Raw genomic sequence first — 16769 nt, 5'->3', positions numbered from 1 at the left:
CCCTCCTGGTCTACATCCTCCTCGGCAAATACTTCATCGGCGGCCTCATGTCCGGCTCCGTCAAAGGCTGAACTCCACCACGCCGCACGTTCGCTATGCTCCTGGGCACCATCTCCCGCCGGGCGCGGGTGCCATCACCAGCCGGGGTCCGGGCATCTTGTCTGCCCGCTCTCCGACGACGAAGGAAGCTCAGGACGTTCAGATGCGAGTGACTCGGACGACGACCGCGGCAGTGGCGGCAGCTGCCGTGCTCGGCATGACGCTTGCCGCCTGCGGCAGCACATCAGGAGACGCGACCTCCTCTCTCAGGACCCACAAGGATGTCGGCGTGTACACCTGGTGGTCAGACGGGACCGAGAAGCTGGGTCTCGACAAGCTCGAGGAAGTGTTCGAGAAACAGCACCCCGACCTCGAGTTCGTCAACGACGGCGTCTCCGGCGGCGGCGGTTCGGCGGCCAAGGACCACCTGCAGTCACGCCTCGAGACCCAGGACCCGCCGGACACGTTCCTGGTCCACGCGGGTGCAGAGCTCAACGACTACATCGAGGACGGCTACGTCGTGGACGTGTCGGACCTCTACAAGGAGTACGGCCTGAACAAGGTCTTCCCGAAGGACCTGCTCGACCAGCTCTCCAGCGACGACGGCAAGATCTACTCGGTCCCCACCAACATCCACCGTGCGAACGTGATGTGGGCGAACACCCAGGTGCTCGAGCAGAACGGCATCAACCCGTCCGCCGAGTACAAGGACATGGACTCCTTCATCGCCGACCTCGAGAAGCTCGACCAGGCCGGCGTCACGCCGCTGTCGGTGGGCACCACCTGGACCCAGGTCCACCTCCTGGAGACGGTCCTGCTGGGCACCATCGGCCCGGAGGCGTACAACGGGCTCTGGGACGGCAGCACGGACTGGAACGGCCCGGAGGTCACCGCCGCGCTCGAGAACTTCAAGACGGTGATGTCCTACACGAACGAGAACCGCGAGGACTGGGACTGGCCCGAGGCCACGGGCATGGTCATCGAGGGGGAAGCCGCCTTCAACATCATGGGCGACTGGGCACTGGCCGCCTTCGACGAGGCGGACATGACCATCGGCCAGGGCTACGTCGCCGTCCCGTCGCCTGGCACGGGCGGTTCGTTCGACTTCCTCGCCGACTCCTTCGCGATGTCCGCGGACATCCTGGACCCCGACAGCACCAAGGCCTGGCTGGAGACAGTCAGCTCGCAGGAGGGGCAGGTCGAGTTCAACCGGATCAAGGGCTCCATCCCCGCGCGCACCGACGTCGACCGCAAGCAGTTCAACGAGTACCAGCGGACGGCGATCAAGTCGTTCGAGGAGGACGCGATCGTGTCCTCCATGGCACACGGAGCCGCCGTCCCCGTCGCGCACCTCAACAGCGTCAGCGACGCCACGCTGAAGTTCTCCAACCCCAACGGGGAGGCGTACGGCAACGTGGCTGCCTTCCAGGCCGCGCTGGCGGCCGCTGCAGGTAGCTGACGCGTGAAGCCGGCGGGCGTGATCCCGCAGTCAGGAGGCCGGGTGCTGAGTGAGCACCCGGCCTCTTGCCGTGAATGTACTAATCCTCATGGACGCTCGTCCTAGTCGTCGCGTCTATTACCGGCGGCAGCATCAGGATCACCACTACCGCCACTGCGAGCAGGACGATCGTCCATCCACCGGCCATCACCCACGGCGGACCTCCGCCCAGCGCGACCATCAATCCCGCGAGGACCTGGAACAACTGCCACGTGACGGCGAATCCCCGCGCCACGCGACTTCCCCGCTGGAGGGCCCGTCCGGCGGTGACCAGCGCCCATGCGGCGCCACCCAGCGCCAGCACCAGGAAGACCGACACCTCGACGGACTCGGCGCCGCGGAACGCCAGCTCTCCCAGGATGGCCAGCGCGAACGCAGCAACCCCGGCAGCCTCTACCACAAGGAGTGCCAGAAGTGAACGCAGGAATGGCAAAGATCTGCTCACAGTATCGCTTTCAGGTACGGTGTTGACGTCTCGGGATAGCGGTGAAGTGCGGATTCACATTAGTGTGACGGAAACCTCACCGGCTGTAACGGGGAAAGTTTGCGACAACCCCTTGTGCCCGGCTTCACGAGATGTGAACCTAGTACCAGCAAGCCCAACCCCCCGAACACGCCTGAAGTTCGAGCGCCCTCGGCGCACTGCGGCCGAAAACGTTGCACAGCCGCCCGTCCACGGACGTAGTGCATGCCCGGCCAGTCTGCGCCCCCAGAACGCACGACGACGGCACGGGCCATCTCGCGGCTCGGACGGAAGGCTGTTCCACCACAAGGAGTATCCGACATGGACTGGCGCCACCGCGCAGCGTGCCTCGAAGAGGACCCTGAGCTGTTCTTCCCCATCGGCAACACCGGCCCTGCCTTGCTGCAGATCGAAGAGGCCAAGGCAGTTTGCCGTCGTTGTGATGTCGTGGACACGTGCCTCAAGTGGGCCATCGACTCCGGCCAGGACTCCGGCGTCTGGGGCGGCATGAGCGAGGACGAGCGTCGCGCGCTCAAGCGTCGCACCGCCCGCGCCCGCCGCGCCGGCTGAGTCCCACCCCACGCAGTCACGCACCCCCCTTTTCGCACGACGGGGCGCCCGGGCATCCCCCACCGCCCGGGCGCCCCGTCGTGTCTCACGACTCCCCCGAGGCGGACCACCGCTGCACGGTCGCCGCGACTCCACGGCCCCTCGCGGCCGGCCCGGGGCCGCCGTCGGCCCTGGGCAGCTACCGCGCTCAGGACGCCCCTCCGCCGCCGTCACGCAGCACCAGGCTCAGCGCCACCTCGGTACCGCCGCCCTCGCGAGCGGACCACGCGATGGTCCCGCCGAGCTCGTTGACCACGAGCGTCCGCACGATCTGCGTGCCCAGGCCGCTGCCCGGACCGCCTGCCGCGCTGGACGTGTCACCGGACGTGTCACCGACCTCGGGCCCCAGCCCGACGCCGTCGTCGGACACGACGACCCGCATGTCGCTGCCGCTGCGTTCGACGTTGACCTCGATGGTGCCCGACGGGCGCCCCGGGAACCCGTGCTCCACGGCGTTCGTCACGAGTTCCGTCAGGACCAGCGCGAGCGGCGTCGCGTCCTGCGCCGGGACCAGCCCGAACGACCCGTTGCGCAGCGTCCGGACCGAGGTCGACGCCGACGCCACGTCGGCGGTGAGGCGCAGGGCGCGGCCCACCATGTCGTCGAGCTCCACCTGCTCGTCGAGCGTCTGCGAGAGCGACTCGTGCACCAGGGCGATCGTCGCGACGCGACGCATGGCCTCCTCCAGGGCGGCGCGCGCCTCGGGCACGTCCATGCGGCGCGCCTGGAGGCGCAGCAGCGCCGCGACGGTCTGCAGGTTGTTCTTCACCCGGTGATGAATCTCACGGATCGTCGCGTCCTTCGTGATCAGCTCCCGCTCCCGGCGGCGCAGCTCGGACACGTCGCGGCAGAGCAGCACGGCCCCGATGCGCTGACCGCGGTCGGTGAGCGGCATCGCGCGCAGCGACAGCGCGACGCCCCGCGCCTCGACGTCCGTGCGCCACGGAGCGCGGCCCATCACCACCAGCGGCATCGACTCGTCCACCGGGTTCGCCTGCTTCTCGACGACCCGGGCCACGACCTCGACGAGCGACTGCCCGCCGAGCGGCCCGATGACCCCCAGCCGGTGGAAGCACGAGAGCGCGTTCGGGCTCGCGTACAGCACCTCCCCCTCAGAGTTGAGCCGGATGAGCCCGTCGCCGACACGCGGCGCGCCGCGGCGTGGACCGGTCGCCGCGTTGGGCAGCGGGAACTCCCCGCGGGCGATCATGGCCACGAGGTCGTCCGCGGCCTCGACGTAGTTCAGCTCGAGGCGCGAGGGCGTGCGCCCGGACCCCAGGTTCGTCTGCCGCGAGACGACGGCGATCGCGCGGCCCTGGTGCACCACCGGGACCGCCTCCTCACGCACGGCGTACGCGCCGAACCACCGGGGCTCCCGGGCGCGCTGGGCGCGCGTCTCCTCGATGGCGCTCACGAGCTGCGGCCGCTGCCCCTCGGGCGCGTAGGAGCCGACGATGTCGTCGTAGTGCACCGTCGACCCCGTCGAGGGCCGGCACTGGGCGAGCGCGACGAACCGGCCGTCGGTGGTCGGCACCCAGAGCACCAGGTCGGCGAAGGCGAGGTCCGAGACGACCTGCCAGTCGCCGACCAGAAGGTGCAGCCACTCGACGTCGGCCGGTTCCAGCTCGGCATGCTCGAGGATCAGGTCACTCATCGCGGACACTGCTCCACCCTAAGAGATCCCGCGGGCACGGCGGGCCCGGCCCGCCGGTCCGGACGAGCCCGGGAACCGGTCGGCAGGTCCCACGCGTTAGAGTTCTGATCACCGGCGCGAACGACCCGGAAGGAGAGCACGTGCACCTGACGGTCGACCTGACGTATCCCGCCAGCACGAACGATGTCTCGGCGATGCTCGCCGACGAGCGGTTCGTCCGGTGGCGCTCGGAGCGCACCGTGCGCGCCGGCACCCCGGGCGGTGGCACCGTCGAGCAGGTGAACGTCACCGGCTCCGTGGACGGCGGATTCACGGTCGTCGTGCGCCGCACGCTCGCCACCGACCAGATCCCGGCCCAGGCTCGCTCCTTCGTGGGCGGTGCCCTGGAGATCCGCCAGGCGGAAGCCTGGGAGGCCCCGGCGAACGGCCGCCGCCTCGGCACCCTCTCCGTGGAGATCCTCGGCGCCCCCGTGCGCATCTCCGGGATCCTCCGCCTGGAACCGCGTTCCGACGGCGGCACCGCGCTCAGGTACGAGGGCGAGGTCAAGGCGACCGTCCCGCTCTTCGGCGCTGTCGTGGAGGACGCGGCCTCGCGGGCCGTGCGCACCGCACTGGAGGCCGAGGCGGAGGCGGGCCGCGCCTGGCTCGCCGGCGAGCGGCCGTAGTCGCAGGTCGCACACCCCTGCGCGAGCGGCTCGACACCTAACCGCTTCACACCGCACCGGGTGCTCGACACGTCACGCGAGGACGACGGAGACTCCACACGCCGTGTGACGCGTGCGTGGCACCCGTCCGGGCTTGACACGGCGCCGGGGATGGGACGACGATCGTTCCGGCATGGGAGCGCTACCACAGTGACGTGAACGGTGCGCCCCCAGGCCGGAAGCCGACCCGGGTCGCACGGCCGCACCCGCACACGTCGAAGGGAACACAATGGACGTCGAGACCGCAGCAGCGACCGGACCTGCGCAGAGCACCGTCGCCGCGCCGGGGACCGCGCTCCCGTACACGCCGACCGCGCCGCGCCCGGCGCGCGGCGCCAACGGGACGGGTCGTGTGGACTTCCCGCAGGAGTTCCTCTGGGGCGCTGCGACCGCGGCCTACCAGGTCGAGGGCGCCGCCCACACCGACGGGCGGGAGGACTCGATCTGGGACGTCTTCGCACGGGTCCCCGGGGCCGTCCTGAACCAGGAGGACGGCGAGGTCGCCTGCGACCAGTACCACCAGTACCCGGCCGACGTCGCGCTCATGAAAGAGCTCGGCATCAAGGCCTACCGGTTCTCCACGTCCTGGGCCCGCATCCAGCCCGGCGGCCGGGAGTTCAACGAGGCCGGCCTGGCCTACTACGACCGCCTCGTGGACGAGCTGCTCGCCGCCGACATCCTGCCCTGGCTCACGCTCTACCACTGGGACCTCCCGCAGGGCATCGAGGACGACGGCGGCTGGCCGGCCCGCGACACGGCCTACCGCTTCCGCGACTACGCCGTCGCCACCCACGAGCGCCTCGGCGACCGGGTCGGCGTGTGGACCACGCTCAACGAGCCGTGGTGCGCCGCGTTCCTCGGCTACACGGGCGGCCAGCACGCACCCGGCCGGCAGTCCCGCGAGGACGGCCTGGCCGCCGCCCACCACCTCATGCTCGGGCACGGCCTCGCCGTCCAGGCACTGCGCGAGCGCGCACCGGAGGCGAACCTCGGGATCACGCTGAACTTCGAGCTGCAGGACCCGCTGGACCCGCGCGACCCGGCCGACGTCGACGCCGCACGCCGGCTCGACGGCGGTTTCACCCGCATCTTCGCCGACCCGATCCTCCGCGGCGCCTACCCGGAGGACGTGCTGGCCGACGTCGCACCGTACGGCCTGACCGACCGCATCCAGGACGGCGACCTCGAGATCATCTCGACGCCGATCGACACGCTCGGCGTGAACTACTACCACGGCAACGCGGTATCGGCCGTCCCCGCGGAGAACCCGCTGGTCGGCGACGCCCCGCTCGACCGGGCGACGTCCTCCCCGATGCCCGGCGGCGACGGCGCGTACGCGCACCCGCGCGGCCTGCCCACCACCGACCAGAACTGGGAGATCCAGCCGGAAGGCCTCACCCGCCTGCTGCTGCGGCTCCAGGAGGACTACACGGGGCCCCGCGGCATCGCCCTGTACGTCACGGAGAACGGCTGCGCCTACGACGACGTGCCGGATGCCGGTGGCTACGTCGAGGACACCGACCGCATCGAGTTCATCGACGGGCACCTGCGCGCCATCAAGGACGCCATCGACGAGGGCGCCGACGTGCGGGGCTACTTCGGCTGGTCGCTGCTCGACAACTACGAGTGGGCGTGGGGCTACGGAAAGCGCTTCGGCCTCGTGCGCGTCGACTACGAGACCCAGGAACGCATCGTGAAGGCGTCAGGACGCTGGTACGGTCAGGTCGCAACGGGCAACTCCCTGCCGGAGCTACCCTGAGAGAGGTCGCGCGAGCAGGTAGCGTCGCCGCCGGTGGTGCGCAGGTTCGGGCACCGCGCGGCGGACGTGCGCGGCTCGCAGGACCTTGTCCACCGACTCGAAGGGGAGCGCGCTGACGCCCGACGGACCACCGACGCTGGACGATGTCGCGCGCGCTGCCGGAGTCTCCCGCTCCACCGCCTCCCGCGCGATCAACGGCGGCCTGCGCGTCTCCCCGGAAGCGCAGGCCGCCGTCGACGACGCCGTCACCCGGCTCGGCTACTCACCGAACCGCGCCGCCCGCTCCCTCGTGACGCGGCGTACCGACTCGATCGCGCTCGTCGTCCCCGAGCCGGACGGGCGCATCCTCACCGACCCGTTCCTCGCGGCCACGCTGCGGGGCATCTCCAACGGGCTCGCCGGGACGGACCTCCAGCTCGTCCTGCTGCTGGCGCGGCCCGGTGAGCACCCCGGACAGATGGCGCGCTACCTGGGCCACGGGCACGTCGACGGCGTGATCGTCGCCTCCCACCACCGGGACGACCGGCTCGAGCCGGAGCTCGCCGGCAGCTCCCTGCCGGCGGTGTTCGTGGGGCGCCCGTTCGCGGACGACGGCCTGTGCTGGGTCGACGTCGACAACGTGGGAGGCGGGCGGCTGGCCACCCGGCGGCTGGTCGAGCGCGGCTGCCGCCGCATCGCGACCATCACGGGGCCGCTCGACATGACCGCGGGCGTGGACCGCCTCGCGGGCTGGCGCGCGGAGATGAAGGAGGCCGGGATGCCCGCCGACGCGGTCGTCGAGGGGGACTTCACCGTGACCGGCGGGACCGAGGCGACCCAGCGCCTGCTCGACGAGCACCCGGACCTGGACGCGATCTTCGCGGCGTCCGACCTCATGGCGGAGGGCGCGCTGCACGCGCTCGCCGCCCGCGGCCTGTCGGTGCCCGGCGACGTCGCGGTCACCGGCTTCGACGACCTCGGCATCGCAGCGTCCACCGCCCCGCGGCTGACCACCGTGAAGAACCCGGTGGTCGAGATGGTCAACGCGGCCACGAGCACCCTCCTGGCGCTCCTGGCCGGCGAGGACGTCGCCCCCGAGCCCCAGGTCTTCGAGGTGACCCTCATCGAGGGCGCCTCAGCCTAGGAGACCGTCGAGGCAGGAGGCCAGCCGTGCGACCTCCCGCCTCGGCGCCGTCCAGGCCGTCCGTCAGCGGCGGATGTGGCCGTAGCGGTGCCTCGTGCGGCTGATCGCCTGCTCGCGGAGCATCGTCAGCAGCTCGCGGCGGCCGCTGGCCACGACCGGGGCGTCCAGGAGCGTGACCGTCGCCAGACGGCTCACCGCCGCCTCGCGCAGTCCCGGAGCCTCACCGATCACCCTGATCCGGCCCGTCACCAGGCCGTCGGCCACCGCCTCGGCGAACTCGTCGTGCGTGAGGTGCCCCATGGCGCTACGGGGCGTGCCCGCGGCGACGGCGTGGTCGGCGACGACGGAACGTGACACGTCGACCGGGACGCCCGCGCGCCGCGCGGCGGCGAGCACGCGGCGCACCTCGACGTCGAGCGCGCCGTCCCCGACGCGCAGCGTCAGGCCGGGCACCGGGCGGTAGCGGAACACGTTCGTCTCGGCCTCCAGCCCGGTCGGGTCGTGCTCGACGGCGAACTCGCGAGCCCACCAGAGCTCGTCGTCGGCCGTCGCCGCGTCGAGCCAGGCAGCCGGGTCCTCGTGGCGGGACGGGACGTCGGCGGCGTCGGACCAGGTGCCGAGCTGGGCCACGTAGTTCGGGCCGCCGGCCTTCGCGCCCGGTCCCACGGACGACGCCTTCCAGCCGCCGAACGACTGCCGCTGCACGATCGCCCCGGTGATGTGCCGGTTCACGTACGCGTTGCCCACCTCGACCGTGTCGAGCCACCGGTCGATCTCCGCCTCGTCCAGGGAGTGCAGCCCCCCGGTGAGGCCGAACGAGACCGCGTTCTGGAGCGCGATCGCCTCGTCCAGGGTGCGGGCCGTCATGATCCCGAGCACCGGACCGAAGACCTCGGTCAGGTGGAAGAAGGAGCCGGGCCGGACGCCGTCCCGCACACCCGGCGTCCACAGGCGCCCGTGCGAGAGGCCCGCGTCGCGGGCCGCGGCGTCGAGGCGGCGCGGCCGCACCAGCCAGGACTCGCCAGGCTCCAGCGTGGTGAGCGCGCGCAGCAGCTTGCCCTGCGCGGGCTCCGTCAGCGGCCCCATCACCGTGGACAGGGAGGTCGACGGCCCGACGGCGAGCGACCGGGCAGCGTCGACGAGCTGGCGGCGGAACCGCTCGCCGGTCGCCGTCCTCGGGTCGCCCACGGACCCCACGAGAATCACCAGCGACGCCGCGGAGCACTTCTGCCCGGCGTGCCCGAACGCGGAGCGCACCACGTCCGCGACCGCGAGGTCCAGGTCCGCCGACGGCGTCACGATCAGCGCGTTCTTGCCGCTGGTCTCCGCGAGGACCTGGAGGCCGGGCCGCCAGGAGGCGAACATCTCGGCGGTCTCGATCGCGCCGGTCAGCACCACGCGGGCCACGCCGTCGTGGGTCACGAGACGGCGGCCGAGGTCGCCGTCGGGCACGCGGACGTACTGCACGACGTCGCGCGCGACGGCCGGGTCCAGCCCGATCTCGGGCGCGACCTCGTCGAGCGCGGCGTGCACCGCCTCGACCGCGAGCTCGTAGCAGCGCGGCGTGGGCGGCGCCGGCTTGGCGATCACTGACGACCCGGCGGCCAGCGCCGCGAGGACGCCGCCGATCGGGATCGCGACCGGGAAGTTCCAGGGCGGCGTGACGAGGGTGACGCCCTCCGGCCGGAACTCCGCGCCGGGGTACGCGCCGGACGCCGGGTCGAGGTGCTCCGCGCTGACCGCATAGTAGGCGGCGAAGTCGATCGCCTCGCTGATCTCGGGGTCCACCTCCGCCACGGTCTTGCCCGCCTCGTGCACGGCGGCCACGACCAGGTCGGTGCGGGAGGCCTCCAGATGGCGGGCGGCGGCGCGCAGCACGCGGGCGCGGTCCGCCGGGGCGACCTCGGACCAGGCGGCCGCGGCGCGCCCGGCGGTCGCGACGACGTCGTCCACCTGGGCGGTGGTCGCGAGCGGCTCGGTGATGACGGGGACGTAGCCGGAGCGGTCGCTGATCGTGTGCGCGGCCCACTCGCGTGAGGCGGCGACCGCGGGGTCGGTGTCCACCGCGTTGCGGAACCCGGTCGAGTCGTCCGCCGGGTCGGCGCCGGCCCCGTCGGGGTGTGCGTCGTCCCCGGCGGGACGGGCGTCGCGCGGGACCCGGCGGGGCGCGACGTCGGACGGCTCGTAGTGCACGCCGTCGGTGACCGACGCACGGAACGCCGCCTCCTGCAGCTCCATCGGGTCGGCCGCCGTGCCCGCGTCCTGCGTCTCGGCGAACATCGCGTAGACGAAGTTCTCCTTGGTCGCGTTCTCCTCGAGGCGGCGCACGAGGTAGGAGATGGCGACGTCGAAGTCCTCGTCCCGCACCACCGGCGTGTAGAGCACCACACGGCCGCCGTCGGGCCGGATCTCGTCCCGCACCGCCGCCGACTCGGCGGGCGCCATGCCCTGCAGCATCTCGATGTCGAGGGCGTCGGCGACGCCGCGGCCGCGGGCCAGCAGCACCGCGAGCGCCACGTGGTAGAGGTTGTGCGACGCCGCGCCGATCCGGACGGCCGCGCCCCGCTCCGGACGCAGCGCGTGGTCCAGGAGCCGCACGTAGTTGGCGTCGACGTCGGGCTTGGTCGGGTAGGGCGCCTGCGGCCAGTCGTGCAGGGCGGCCTCGACGCGCTCCATGGACAGGTTCGCACCCTTGACGAGGCGCACCTTGATGCGGGCGCCGCCCGCGGCGACGCGCCGCTGTGCGAACGCGGTGAGGTCGTCCAGCGCGGCCTGGGCGTCGGGCAGGTACGCCTGGAGGACGATGCCGGCCTCCACGTCCTGGAACTCGTCGCGGTCGAGGACCGCCTGGAACACCTCGGCCGTCAGGGCGAGGTCGCGGTACTCCTCCATGTCGAGGTTGACGAAGACGCCGTGCTCGCGCGCCGCGCGGTACAGCGGGAGCAGGTGCTCGACGACGCGGTCGCGGGAGCCGGGCAGGTCCCAGGTCACGAGCTGTGCCGCGACGCTGGACACCTTGACCGACACGTAGTCGACGTCGGGCCGCTCGACCAGCTCGATGGTGCGCGCGAGACGCCCGGCCGCCTCGGCCTCGCCGAGCACGGCCTCGCCGAGCAGGTTGACGTTGAGCGTGTAGCCCTGGGCGCGGGTGCGGGACAGGTGTGCGGTGAGGCCGGGGCCGGCGTCGGCCACGAGATGACCGACGAGCTGCTTGAGCCGGGCGCGGGCGGCGGGGACGACGACGGCCGGCGCGAGGGGCGCGGCCAGCGCCCCTGCGCGGAACAGCAGCCTGTCGACCGGCCCGAGGAACGTCGCGGACCCCGCCTGGTCACCGAGCCGCGAGAGGGCCCGGGCCGCGACGCGCGAGTCCTGGGGGCGGGCGACGTCGTCCACGAAGCTCATCGCCAGCTCCAGGCCGGCGGGGTCCGAGACGAGGGAGCTGAGCGACGCCGAGGCGCGCGCGGCGGCGCGGTCTGCGGCCGACGGACGGGCGGAACGTTCCTCGCTCGCGCTGATCCAGCGGCGGGCGAGGACGACGGCGTCGTCGGCCAGGGACTCGGCGGAGACGGCGGCGCTGGTGGCGCCGGCCGGCACGTCGTCGTGCACCGAGACTGCACGGGGATGCTGAGCAAGACTCTTCATCCCCCCAGGATGCACCCGTGCGGACCAACCGTATTGGCGGATTTCCCCGCGTCGGGGAGGGAATCCGATCAACACCGCCCGTGGTGGACGACGCGGACGGCGAGCGGCGCGGCGGGCAGTCCGGCGGAAGGCACGGCGAGAGGTGCGGCGGGCAGGCCGGCGGGCAGTGCGGCGGGCGATCCGGGAGAGCGCGGCAAGTGCTCGGCGGCCAGGGCGCGGACGGCATGTGGTTCAGCGGGGATGATGGGGCGATGAGCATTCCCGCGACCGAGGCGTCCTGGCCCGAGGCGAAGGCGCTGCTCGACGCGCTCAGTCCGGCGATGGTCTCGCTGATGGACGAGCTGACGGGGGTCATGTTCTGCGCGAAGGACGCCGGCGGGCGGTACGTACTGGTCAACGAGGTGTTCGTGGCGCGGACGCGAGAGCGGTCGCGGCGCGACGTCGTCGGGCGCCGGGCGCCGGACCTCTTCGTCACGGACCTCGCGGAGCGCTACGAGGACCAGGACGGCCAGGTCCGGGCGACGGGGCGCCCGCTGCGCGGGGAGCTGGAACTCATCCGGCACGTCGGCGGGGCGCCGGGCTGGTTCCTCACGGCCAAGCTGCCCGTGCAGGACGCGGACGGCGGGTTCGTGGGGCTGGTCTCGGTCTCGCAGGACCTGCGTTCCGGGGACGCCGACGACGCGACGATCCGCGACATGGCGCACCTGCGTCACGAGGTGGAGTCGTGGCTGGACCTCGGCGAGGTGCCGTCGGTGGGTGACCTGGTCGCGCTGTCCGGCTACGCCTCCGGGGCCCTGGACCGCCGCGTCCGCCGGGTGTTCGGCCTCTCGCCGAAGCAGCTCGTGCTGCGGCTGCGGGTGGACCGCGCGACGCACCTGCTCACGTCGACGACGGTACCGCTGGCGCAGGTCGCGACGGCGGCAGGCTTCGCCGACCAGGCTTCCTTCACCCGCACCTTCGCCCGCGTCACGGGCGAGACCCCAGCAGCCTTCCGCCGCCGCACCCCCTGACCCCCACCTCCCCCGCCCCGCCCCACCCCACCCTCTCTCCCCCCAACCCGAACCAGGTTGGGTTCAACAGGGTTTCGAATCCATTTATCGGGGTCTGAAAGGTCTGCGAGACCCTGTTGAACCGCTGTCAGTCAGGCGGTGGCGGCCGGGACGTGGAGGGCGATCGCGCGGGCCACCAGGGCCGGCTTGTCCTCGTTCTCGATCTCCACCGTGACGTCGCTCTCCACGCGCGTGCCGCGGGGGCCGGGCGTGACCTCGGCGACGACCGCCGTCGCGCGCACCCGGCGGCCGGAGCGGACCGGGGTGAGGAAGCGGACCTTGTCCGAGCCGGCGTTGACCACCATCGCGGCGCCGTCGACCTCCAGCAGGCCGTGCATCAGCCGCGGCAGCAGCGAGAGCGTGAGGTAGCCGTGCGCGATGGTGCCGCCGAACGGCCCGACGGCGGCACGTTCCGCGTCCAGGTGGATCCACTGCGGGTCCTCGGTCGCCTCGGCGAACTGGTCGATGCGCTCCTGGGTGACCTCGACCCAGTCGCCCGGGCCGAGCGTCGTCCCGACCAGGCTCTCCAGCTCTCCATACGTGGTCTGCATCGTTGCTGATCCTCTCAGGTAGTGACCGGTGGGTGCCGGCCGGCGCCCCGGGGACCGCTGCGGCACGAAGCCCGGTATGCCGCATCGGCGCGAGCACCAGGTAGCAGTGTGCATCAAATTTCAGAATGTTGTAACCCCTTGGCCGGATTGTGGGCTTCCCACAAGTTGACCGCGCTTTCACGGGCACCTGATCCCGACGACTCCCCACACCGTCCCCACGTACTGTCGTCGGCATGACAAGCCTTGCCTTCCCCCTCGTGCCGCGCTCGAACCCGCGCCGCGTCCTCGCCGACCTGATCCCCGCGGAGTCGAGCCGCGCCCGCGTGATCGCCCGGAACGTCACGCTCGTCGTCGCCGTCGCCGCCATCACGGCCCTGGCCGCCCAGATCCGGGTCCCCATCCCGGGTCTCCCCGTCCCGATCACCGGCCAGACCTTCGCCGTACTGCTCGGCGCCGCCGCGCTCGGCCCGCTGCGCGGCTCCGCCGCCCAGCTGCTGTACATCGGCGTCGGCCTGGTCGGCGCGCCCGTCTTCACCGGCGGCGAGGCCGGGACGCAGGTCCTGTTCGGCGCCTCCGGCGGATACCTTGTCGGCTTCGTCGTGGCCGGGTTCGTCGTCGGGGCCCTCGCCCGGCGGGGCATGGACCGCGGCGTGCTCGGCACCGTCGTCGCCTACGCCGCCGGTTCCGCGGTGATCTACGCGATCGGCGTGCCGTGGCTCGCGGTGGTCGCCGGCATGGCGCCCGGCGAGGCCCTCGTGGCCGGGGCCGGCGTCTTCCTCGTCGGCGACGCGATCAAGGCCGCCCTCGCGGGCGTCCTCCTGCCGGCCGCGTGGCGTCTCGCCCGCGACTGAGCCGGACGCCCGTCCGTCACCCTCCGGGCACATCGTCCAGCGGGACGTTTGCCGTATCGTCACGATTCGATCCGGCATTCGTCCTGCTGTTGCGAGTCCCGGAGGGATAGATTGAAGTTGGGACGCAGATCCCGCGCCCCTCTGACCCGCGCCATCGGCCCCACAAGGGTGTCGGCGCCCGTTCTCCCCGGAGGACCATGTGACAACGACGTCCGTCACCGAGGCCGCTGAGGCCGCCCCGGTGGCACCCACCACGCCCGTCGACGAGACCGCTCCGGCCGCCGGCTCGGCGCTCGACACCGCCCACGCGCAGCTCGCCGCCGCCGTCGACATCCTCGGCTACGACGACGGGCTGCACACGATGCTGCGCATGCCGCGCCGCGAGATGCACGTCGCCGTCCCGTTGCGCCGCGACGACGGCACCACCGAGGTACTGCACGGGTTCCGCGTGCAGCACAACGTCAGCCTCGGGCCCGGCAAGGGGGGCCTGCGCTACCACCCCGACGTGGAGATCGGCGAGGTCCGCGCCCTGGCGATGTGGATGACCTGGAAGTGCGGCGTGGTCAGCCTGCCGTACGGCGGTGCCAAGGGTGGCGTCGCCATCGACCCGCGCGGCTACTCCACCGGCGAGCTGGAGCGCGTCACGCGCCGCTACACGTCCGAGATCATGCCCATGATCGGCCCGGACAACGACATCATGGCCCCCGACATGGGGACCGACGCCCAGACGATGGCCTGGGTCATGGACACCTACTCCGTGGCCAAGGGCTACACGATCCCCGCCGTGGTCACCGGCAAGCCGCTCGCGGTAGGCGGTTCGCTCGGCCGCGGCACGGCGACGTCGGCCGGCCTGGTGCACGTCACCGCGGCCGCCCTCACCGACGCGGGCGTCCCGCTCGAGGGCACCACCATCGCGATCCAGGGCTTCGGCAAGGTCGGCGGGCACGCCGCCGGGATCTTCGCCGAGCGCGGCGCGAAGGTGGTCGCCGTCAGCGACCAGTACGGCGGCGTCCGGAACGACGGCGGCCTCGACATCCCCCGCCTGATGGAGCACGTCGAAGGGGCAGGCTCGGTCATCGGGTTCGACGGCGCCGACCCGATCACCAACATCGAGCTGCTCGGGCTCGACGTCGACGTCCTCGCCCCGGCCGCCATCGAAGGCGTGCTCGACGAGCACACCGCCGGCACGGTCCGTGCCCGCTGGGTGGTCGAGGGCGCGAACGGCCCGACGACGGAGGCGGGCGACGTGCTGCTGGCCAAGAACGGCGTCACCGTGGTGCCGGACGTGCTGGCGAACGCGGGCGGCGTCGTCGTCTCCTACTTCGAGTGGGTGCAGGCGAACCAGACGTACTGGTGGACCGAGCAGGAGATCGCCGAGAAGCTCGAGCACCGGATGCACCAGGCGTACCGGGACGTCGCCGACCTGGCCCGGCGCGAGCGCCTCTCGCTGCGCGACGCGGCGATCACCATCGGCGTGCAGCGGGTCGCGGAGGCCCACCAGATCCGCGGGCTGTACCCCTGAGCCAGGGGCATCGAGGTGGCGTGACTGCCCGATGCCCCGCGTTCGGGTGGGATCCTTGCGGAACTCGGATCCTGGAGGTCGTGACCCGCTGTGGCACGGCCTCCAGGATCGCCCTCACCGGCGCTCTCCTGCCCGCCACTCCGCGCACCCGCAGGTCTCTGCTCGGCGAGCAGCGCGACCCCGGTCGACCGGTCCGGCAACGAGCTGGACGTGCGGCAGGTCGTGGAGCTCGCCGCCGACCCCGGCCCGTGCCGCGGGCCCGCAGGTCCACGCACTACGATCAGCCGGTGCACGAGGATCCCGAACTGGTCGCGCGCCTCCGGGCCGCCGGTTGCGTGTTCGCCGAGGACGAGGCGGCGCTGCTGAGCGAGGCCGCCCGCACCCCTCCGACGGTCGACCACCGCTCCGGCGGGACTCCGCCCGGCGGTCCCATCGATCCCGACCTGCTGGAACGTCTGGTCGCCGCGCGGATCGGCGGCGCGCCGCTGGAGCAGGTGCTCGGCTGGGCGGAGCTCTGGGGCCGGCGCTGGACGGTGACGCCGGGAGTCTTCGTCCCCCGGCATCGGTCCGAGCTCCTGGTCGCGGAGGCGCTGTCACACCTGCGCACGCAGCACGGAACACGACAGACCACCGGGGCGAGGCCGCACACCGACGAGGCCGCACCGGACTCCGACACCTGGCCCGCGGACGCCGTCGTCGTCGATCTGTGTTGCGGGTGCGGGGCACTGGGGGGATCCGTGGCGCTCGACCTGGCCGGTGCCGGGGTCGACGTCGAGCTGCACGCCTCGGACGTCGACCCCGCCGCCACCGAGTGCGCACGGAAGAATCTGGCCGGCGTCCTGGCCGGGCCCGGCACGGACTCTCGGGCCGGGCGGCTCACCGCCGTCGTGCAGGACGGCGATCTCGACTCCTGCCTGCCCGCATCGCTCCGGGAGCGGGCCGACCTCCTGCTGTGCAACGCCCCCTATGTGCCGACCGGTGCGATCGCGCTCATGCCCCGCGAGGCCCGCGACCACGAACCTCGCCTGGCGCTCGACGGCGGAGCCGACGGTCTCGGCGTCCTGCGCCGCGTCATCGCGGCCGCGCCCACGTGGCTCAGGCCCGGCGGCGCACTCCTCTTCGAGACGGGCCACGACCAGGCCGAGGCGGCCGCGACCGCCGCCCGGGACTCCGGACTCACCCCGCGCGTGGTGTCCGACGACGCGCTGGGCGCGACGGCGATCATCGCCCACCGCCCACGACCCGCCGCGAGAGCGTGAGGTCGGTCCGTTCGTGAGTGATCGGCAGTCCAATCTGCCGATCACT

Annotated in this window: 13 protein-coding genes; 9 read left to right on the top strand and 4 right to left on the bottom strand. The window is 72.6% G+C overall.

The features are described from left to right. Positions 1-328 precede the first annotated feature (328 nt). Complete coding sequence (locus tag ACYU96_RS17240) at positions 329-1498, top strand: ABC transporter substrate-binding protein (protein ID WP_460756253.1); 1170 nt, start codon at positions 329-331, stop codon at positions 1496-1498. 79 nt (positions 1499-1577) lie between these two features. On the opposite strand, the gene ACYU96_RS17235 is transcribed toward ACYU96_RS17240, so the two are convergent. After that, complete coding sequence (locus ACYU96_RS17235) at positions 1578-1937, bottom strand: hypothetical protein (RefSeq protein ID WP_460756250.1); 360 nt, start codon at positions 1935-1937, stop codon at positions 1578-1580. A 384-nt stretch (positions 1938-2321) separates the two neighbouring features. Here ACYU96_RS17235 and ACYU96_RS17230 point away from each other — a divergent pair, with 384 nt between their 5' ends. Continuing rightward, positions 2322-2570: a WhiB family transcriptional regulator gene (locus tag ACYU96_RS17230; RefSeq protein WP_123813288.1), complete on the top strand. Its 249-nt coding sequence runs from the start codon at positions 2322-2324 to the stop codon at positions 2568-2570. Between the two features lie 187 nt (positions 2571-2757). On the opposite strand, the gene ACYU96_RS17225 is transcribed toward ACYU96_RS17230, so the two are convergent. Further along, entirely contained in the window at positions 2758-4263 is a 1506-nt protein-coding gene (locus ACYU96_RS17225; RefSeq protein ID WP_460756265.1) for a sensor histidine kinase, read from the bottom strand. 140 nt (positions 4264-4403) lie between these two features. Between ACYU96_RS17225 and ACYU96_RS17220 the strand changes: the two genes are divergently transcribed. The 3 genes from ACYU96_RS17220 (at position 4404) to ACYU96_RS17210 (ending at position 7849) form a co-directional block, all read left to right on the top strand. Continuing rightward, the gene (locus ACYU96_RS17220) at positions 4404-4928 is read left to right on the top strand and encodes a DUF2505 domain-containing protein (protein ID WP_460756247.1); all 525 of its coding nucleotides are present in this window, start codon (positions 4404-4406) and stop codon (positions 4926-4928) included. Positions 4929-5196: 268 nt separating this feature from the next. Then, complete coding sequence (locus tag ACYU96_RS17215) at positions 5197-6726, top strand: GH1 family beta-glucosidase (protein ID WP_460756245.1); 1530 nt, start codon at positions 5197-5199, stop codon at positions 6724-6726. Positions 6727-6811: 85 nt separating this feature from the next. Beyond that, entirely contained in the window at positions 6812-7849 is a 1038-nt protein-coding gene (locus tag ACYU96_RS17210; protein WP_460756242.1) for a LacI family DNA-binding transcriptional regulator, read from the top strand. Between the two features lie 63 nt (positions 7850-7912). Here ACYU96_RS17210 and ACYU96_RS17205 read toward each other — a convergent pair whose 3' ends face one another. Next, positions 7913-11491, bottom strand: a complete 3579-nt coding sequence (locus ACYU96_RS17205; RefSeq protein WP_460756240.1) for a proline dehydrogenase family protein — start codon at positions 11489-11491, stop codon at positions 7913-7915. A 251-nt stretch (positions 11492-11742) separates the two neighbouring features. Between ACYU96_RS17205 and ACYU96_RS17200 the strand changes: the two genes are divergently transcribed. Continuing rightward, complete coding sequence (locus ACYU96_RS17200; RefSeq protein ID WP_460756237.1) at positions 11743-12501, top strand: helix-turn-helix domain-containing protein; 759 nt, start codon at positions 11743-11745, stop codon at positions 12499-12501. Positions 12502-12632: 131 nt separating this feature from the next. Here ACYU96_RS17200 and ACYU96_RS17195 read toward each other — a convergent pair whose 3' ends face one another. Next, the gene (locus ACYU96_RS17195) at positions 12633-13091 is read right to left on the bottom strand and encodes a MaoC family dehydratase (RefSeq protein ID WP_460756234.1); all 459 of its coding nucleotides are present in this window, start codon (positions 13089-13091) and stop codon (positions 12633-12635) included. A 233-nt stretch (positions 13092-13324) separates the two neighbouring features. Here ACYU96_RS17195 and ACYU96_RS17190 point away from each other — a divergent pair, with 233 nt between their 5' ends. The 3 genes from ACYU96_RS17190 (at position 13325) to ACYU96_RS17180 (ending at position 16723) form a co-directional block, all read left to right on the top strand. Next, positions 13325-13942, top strand: a complete 618-nt coding sequence (locus ACYU96_RS17190; protein ID WP_460756232.1) for a biotin transporter BioY — start codon at positions 13325-13327, stop codon at positions 13940-13942. Between the two features lie 241 nt (positions 13943-14183). Next, positions 14184-15464 (top strand): Glu/Leu/Phe/Val family dehydrogenase, encoded by a 1281-nt coding sequence (locus ACYU96_RS17185; RefSeq protein WP_460756263.1) that lies wholly within the window; start codon positions 14184-14186, stop codon positions 15462-15464. A 287-nt stretch (positions 15465-15751) separates the two neighbouring features. Further along, positions 15752-16723: a class I SAM-dependent methyltransferase gene (locus ACYU96_RS17180; protein ID WP_460756229.1), complete on the top strand. Its 972-nt coding sequence runs from the start codon at positions 15752-15754 to the stop codon at positions 16721-16723. Positions 16724-16769 lie beyond the last annotated feature (46 nt).

The sequence above is a fragment of the Myceligenerans cantabricum genome, from assembly GCF_054777735.1.
Note: the sequence above shows the minus strand (reverse complement) of the source record. Positions and strands in the feature narration are given on the sequence as shown.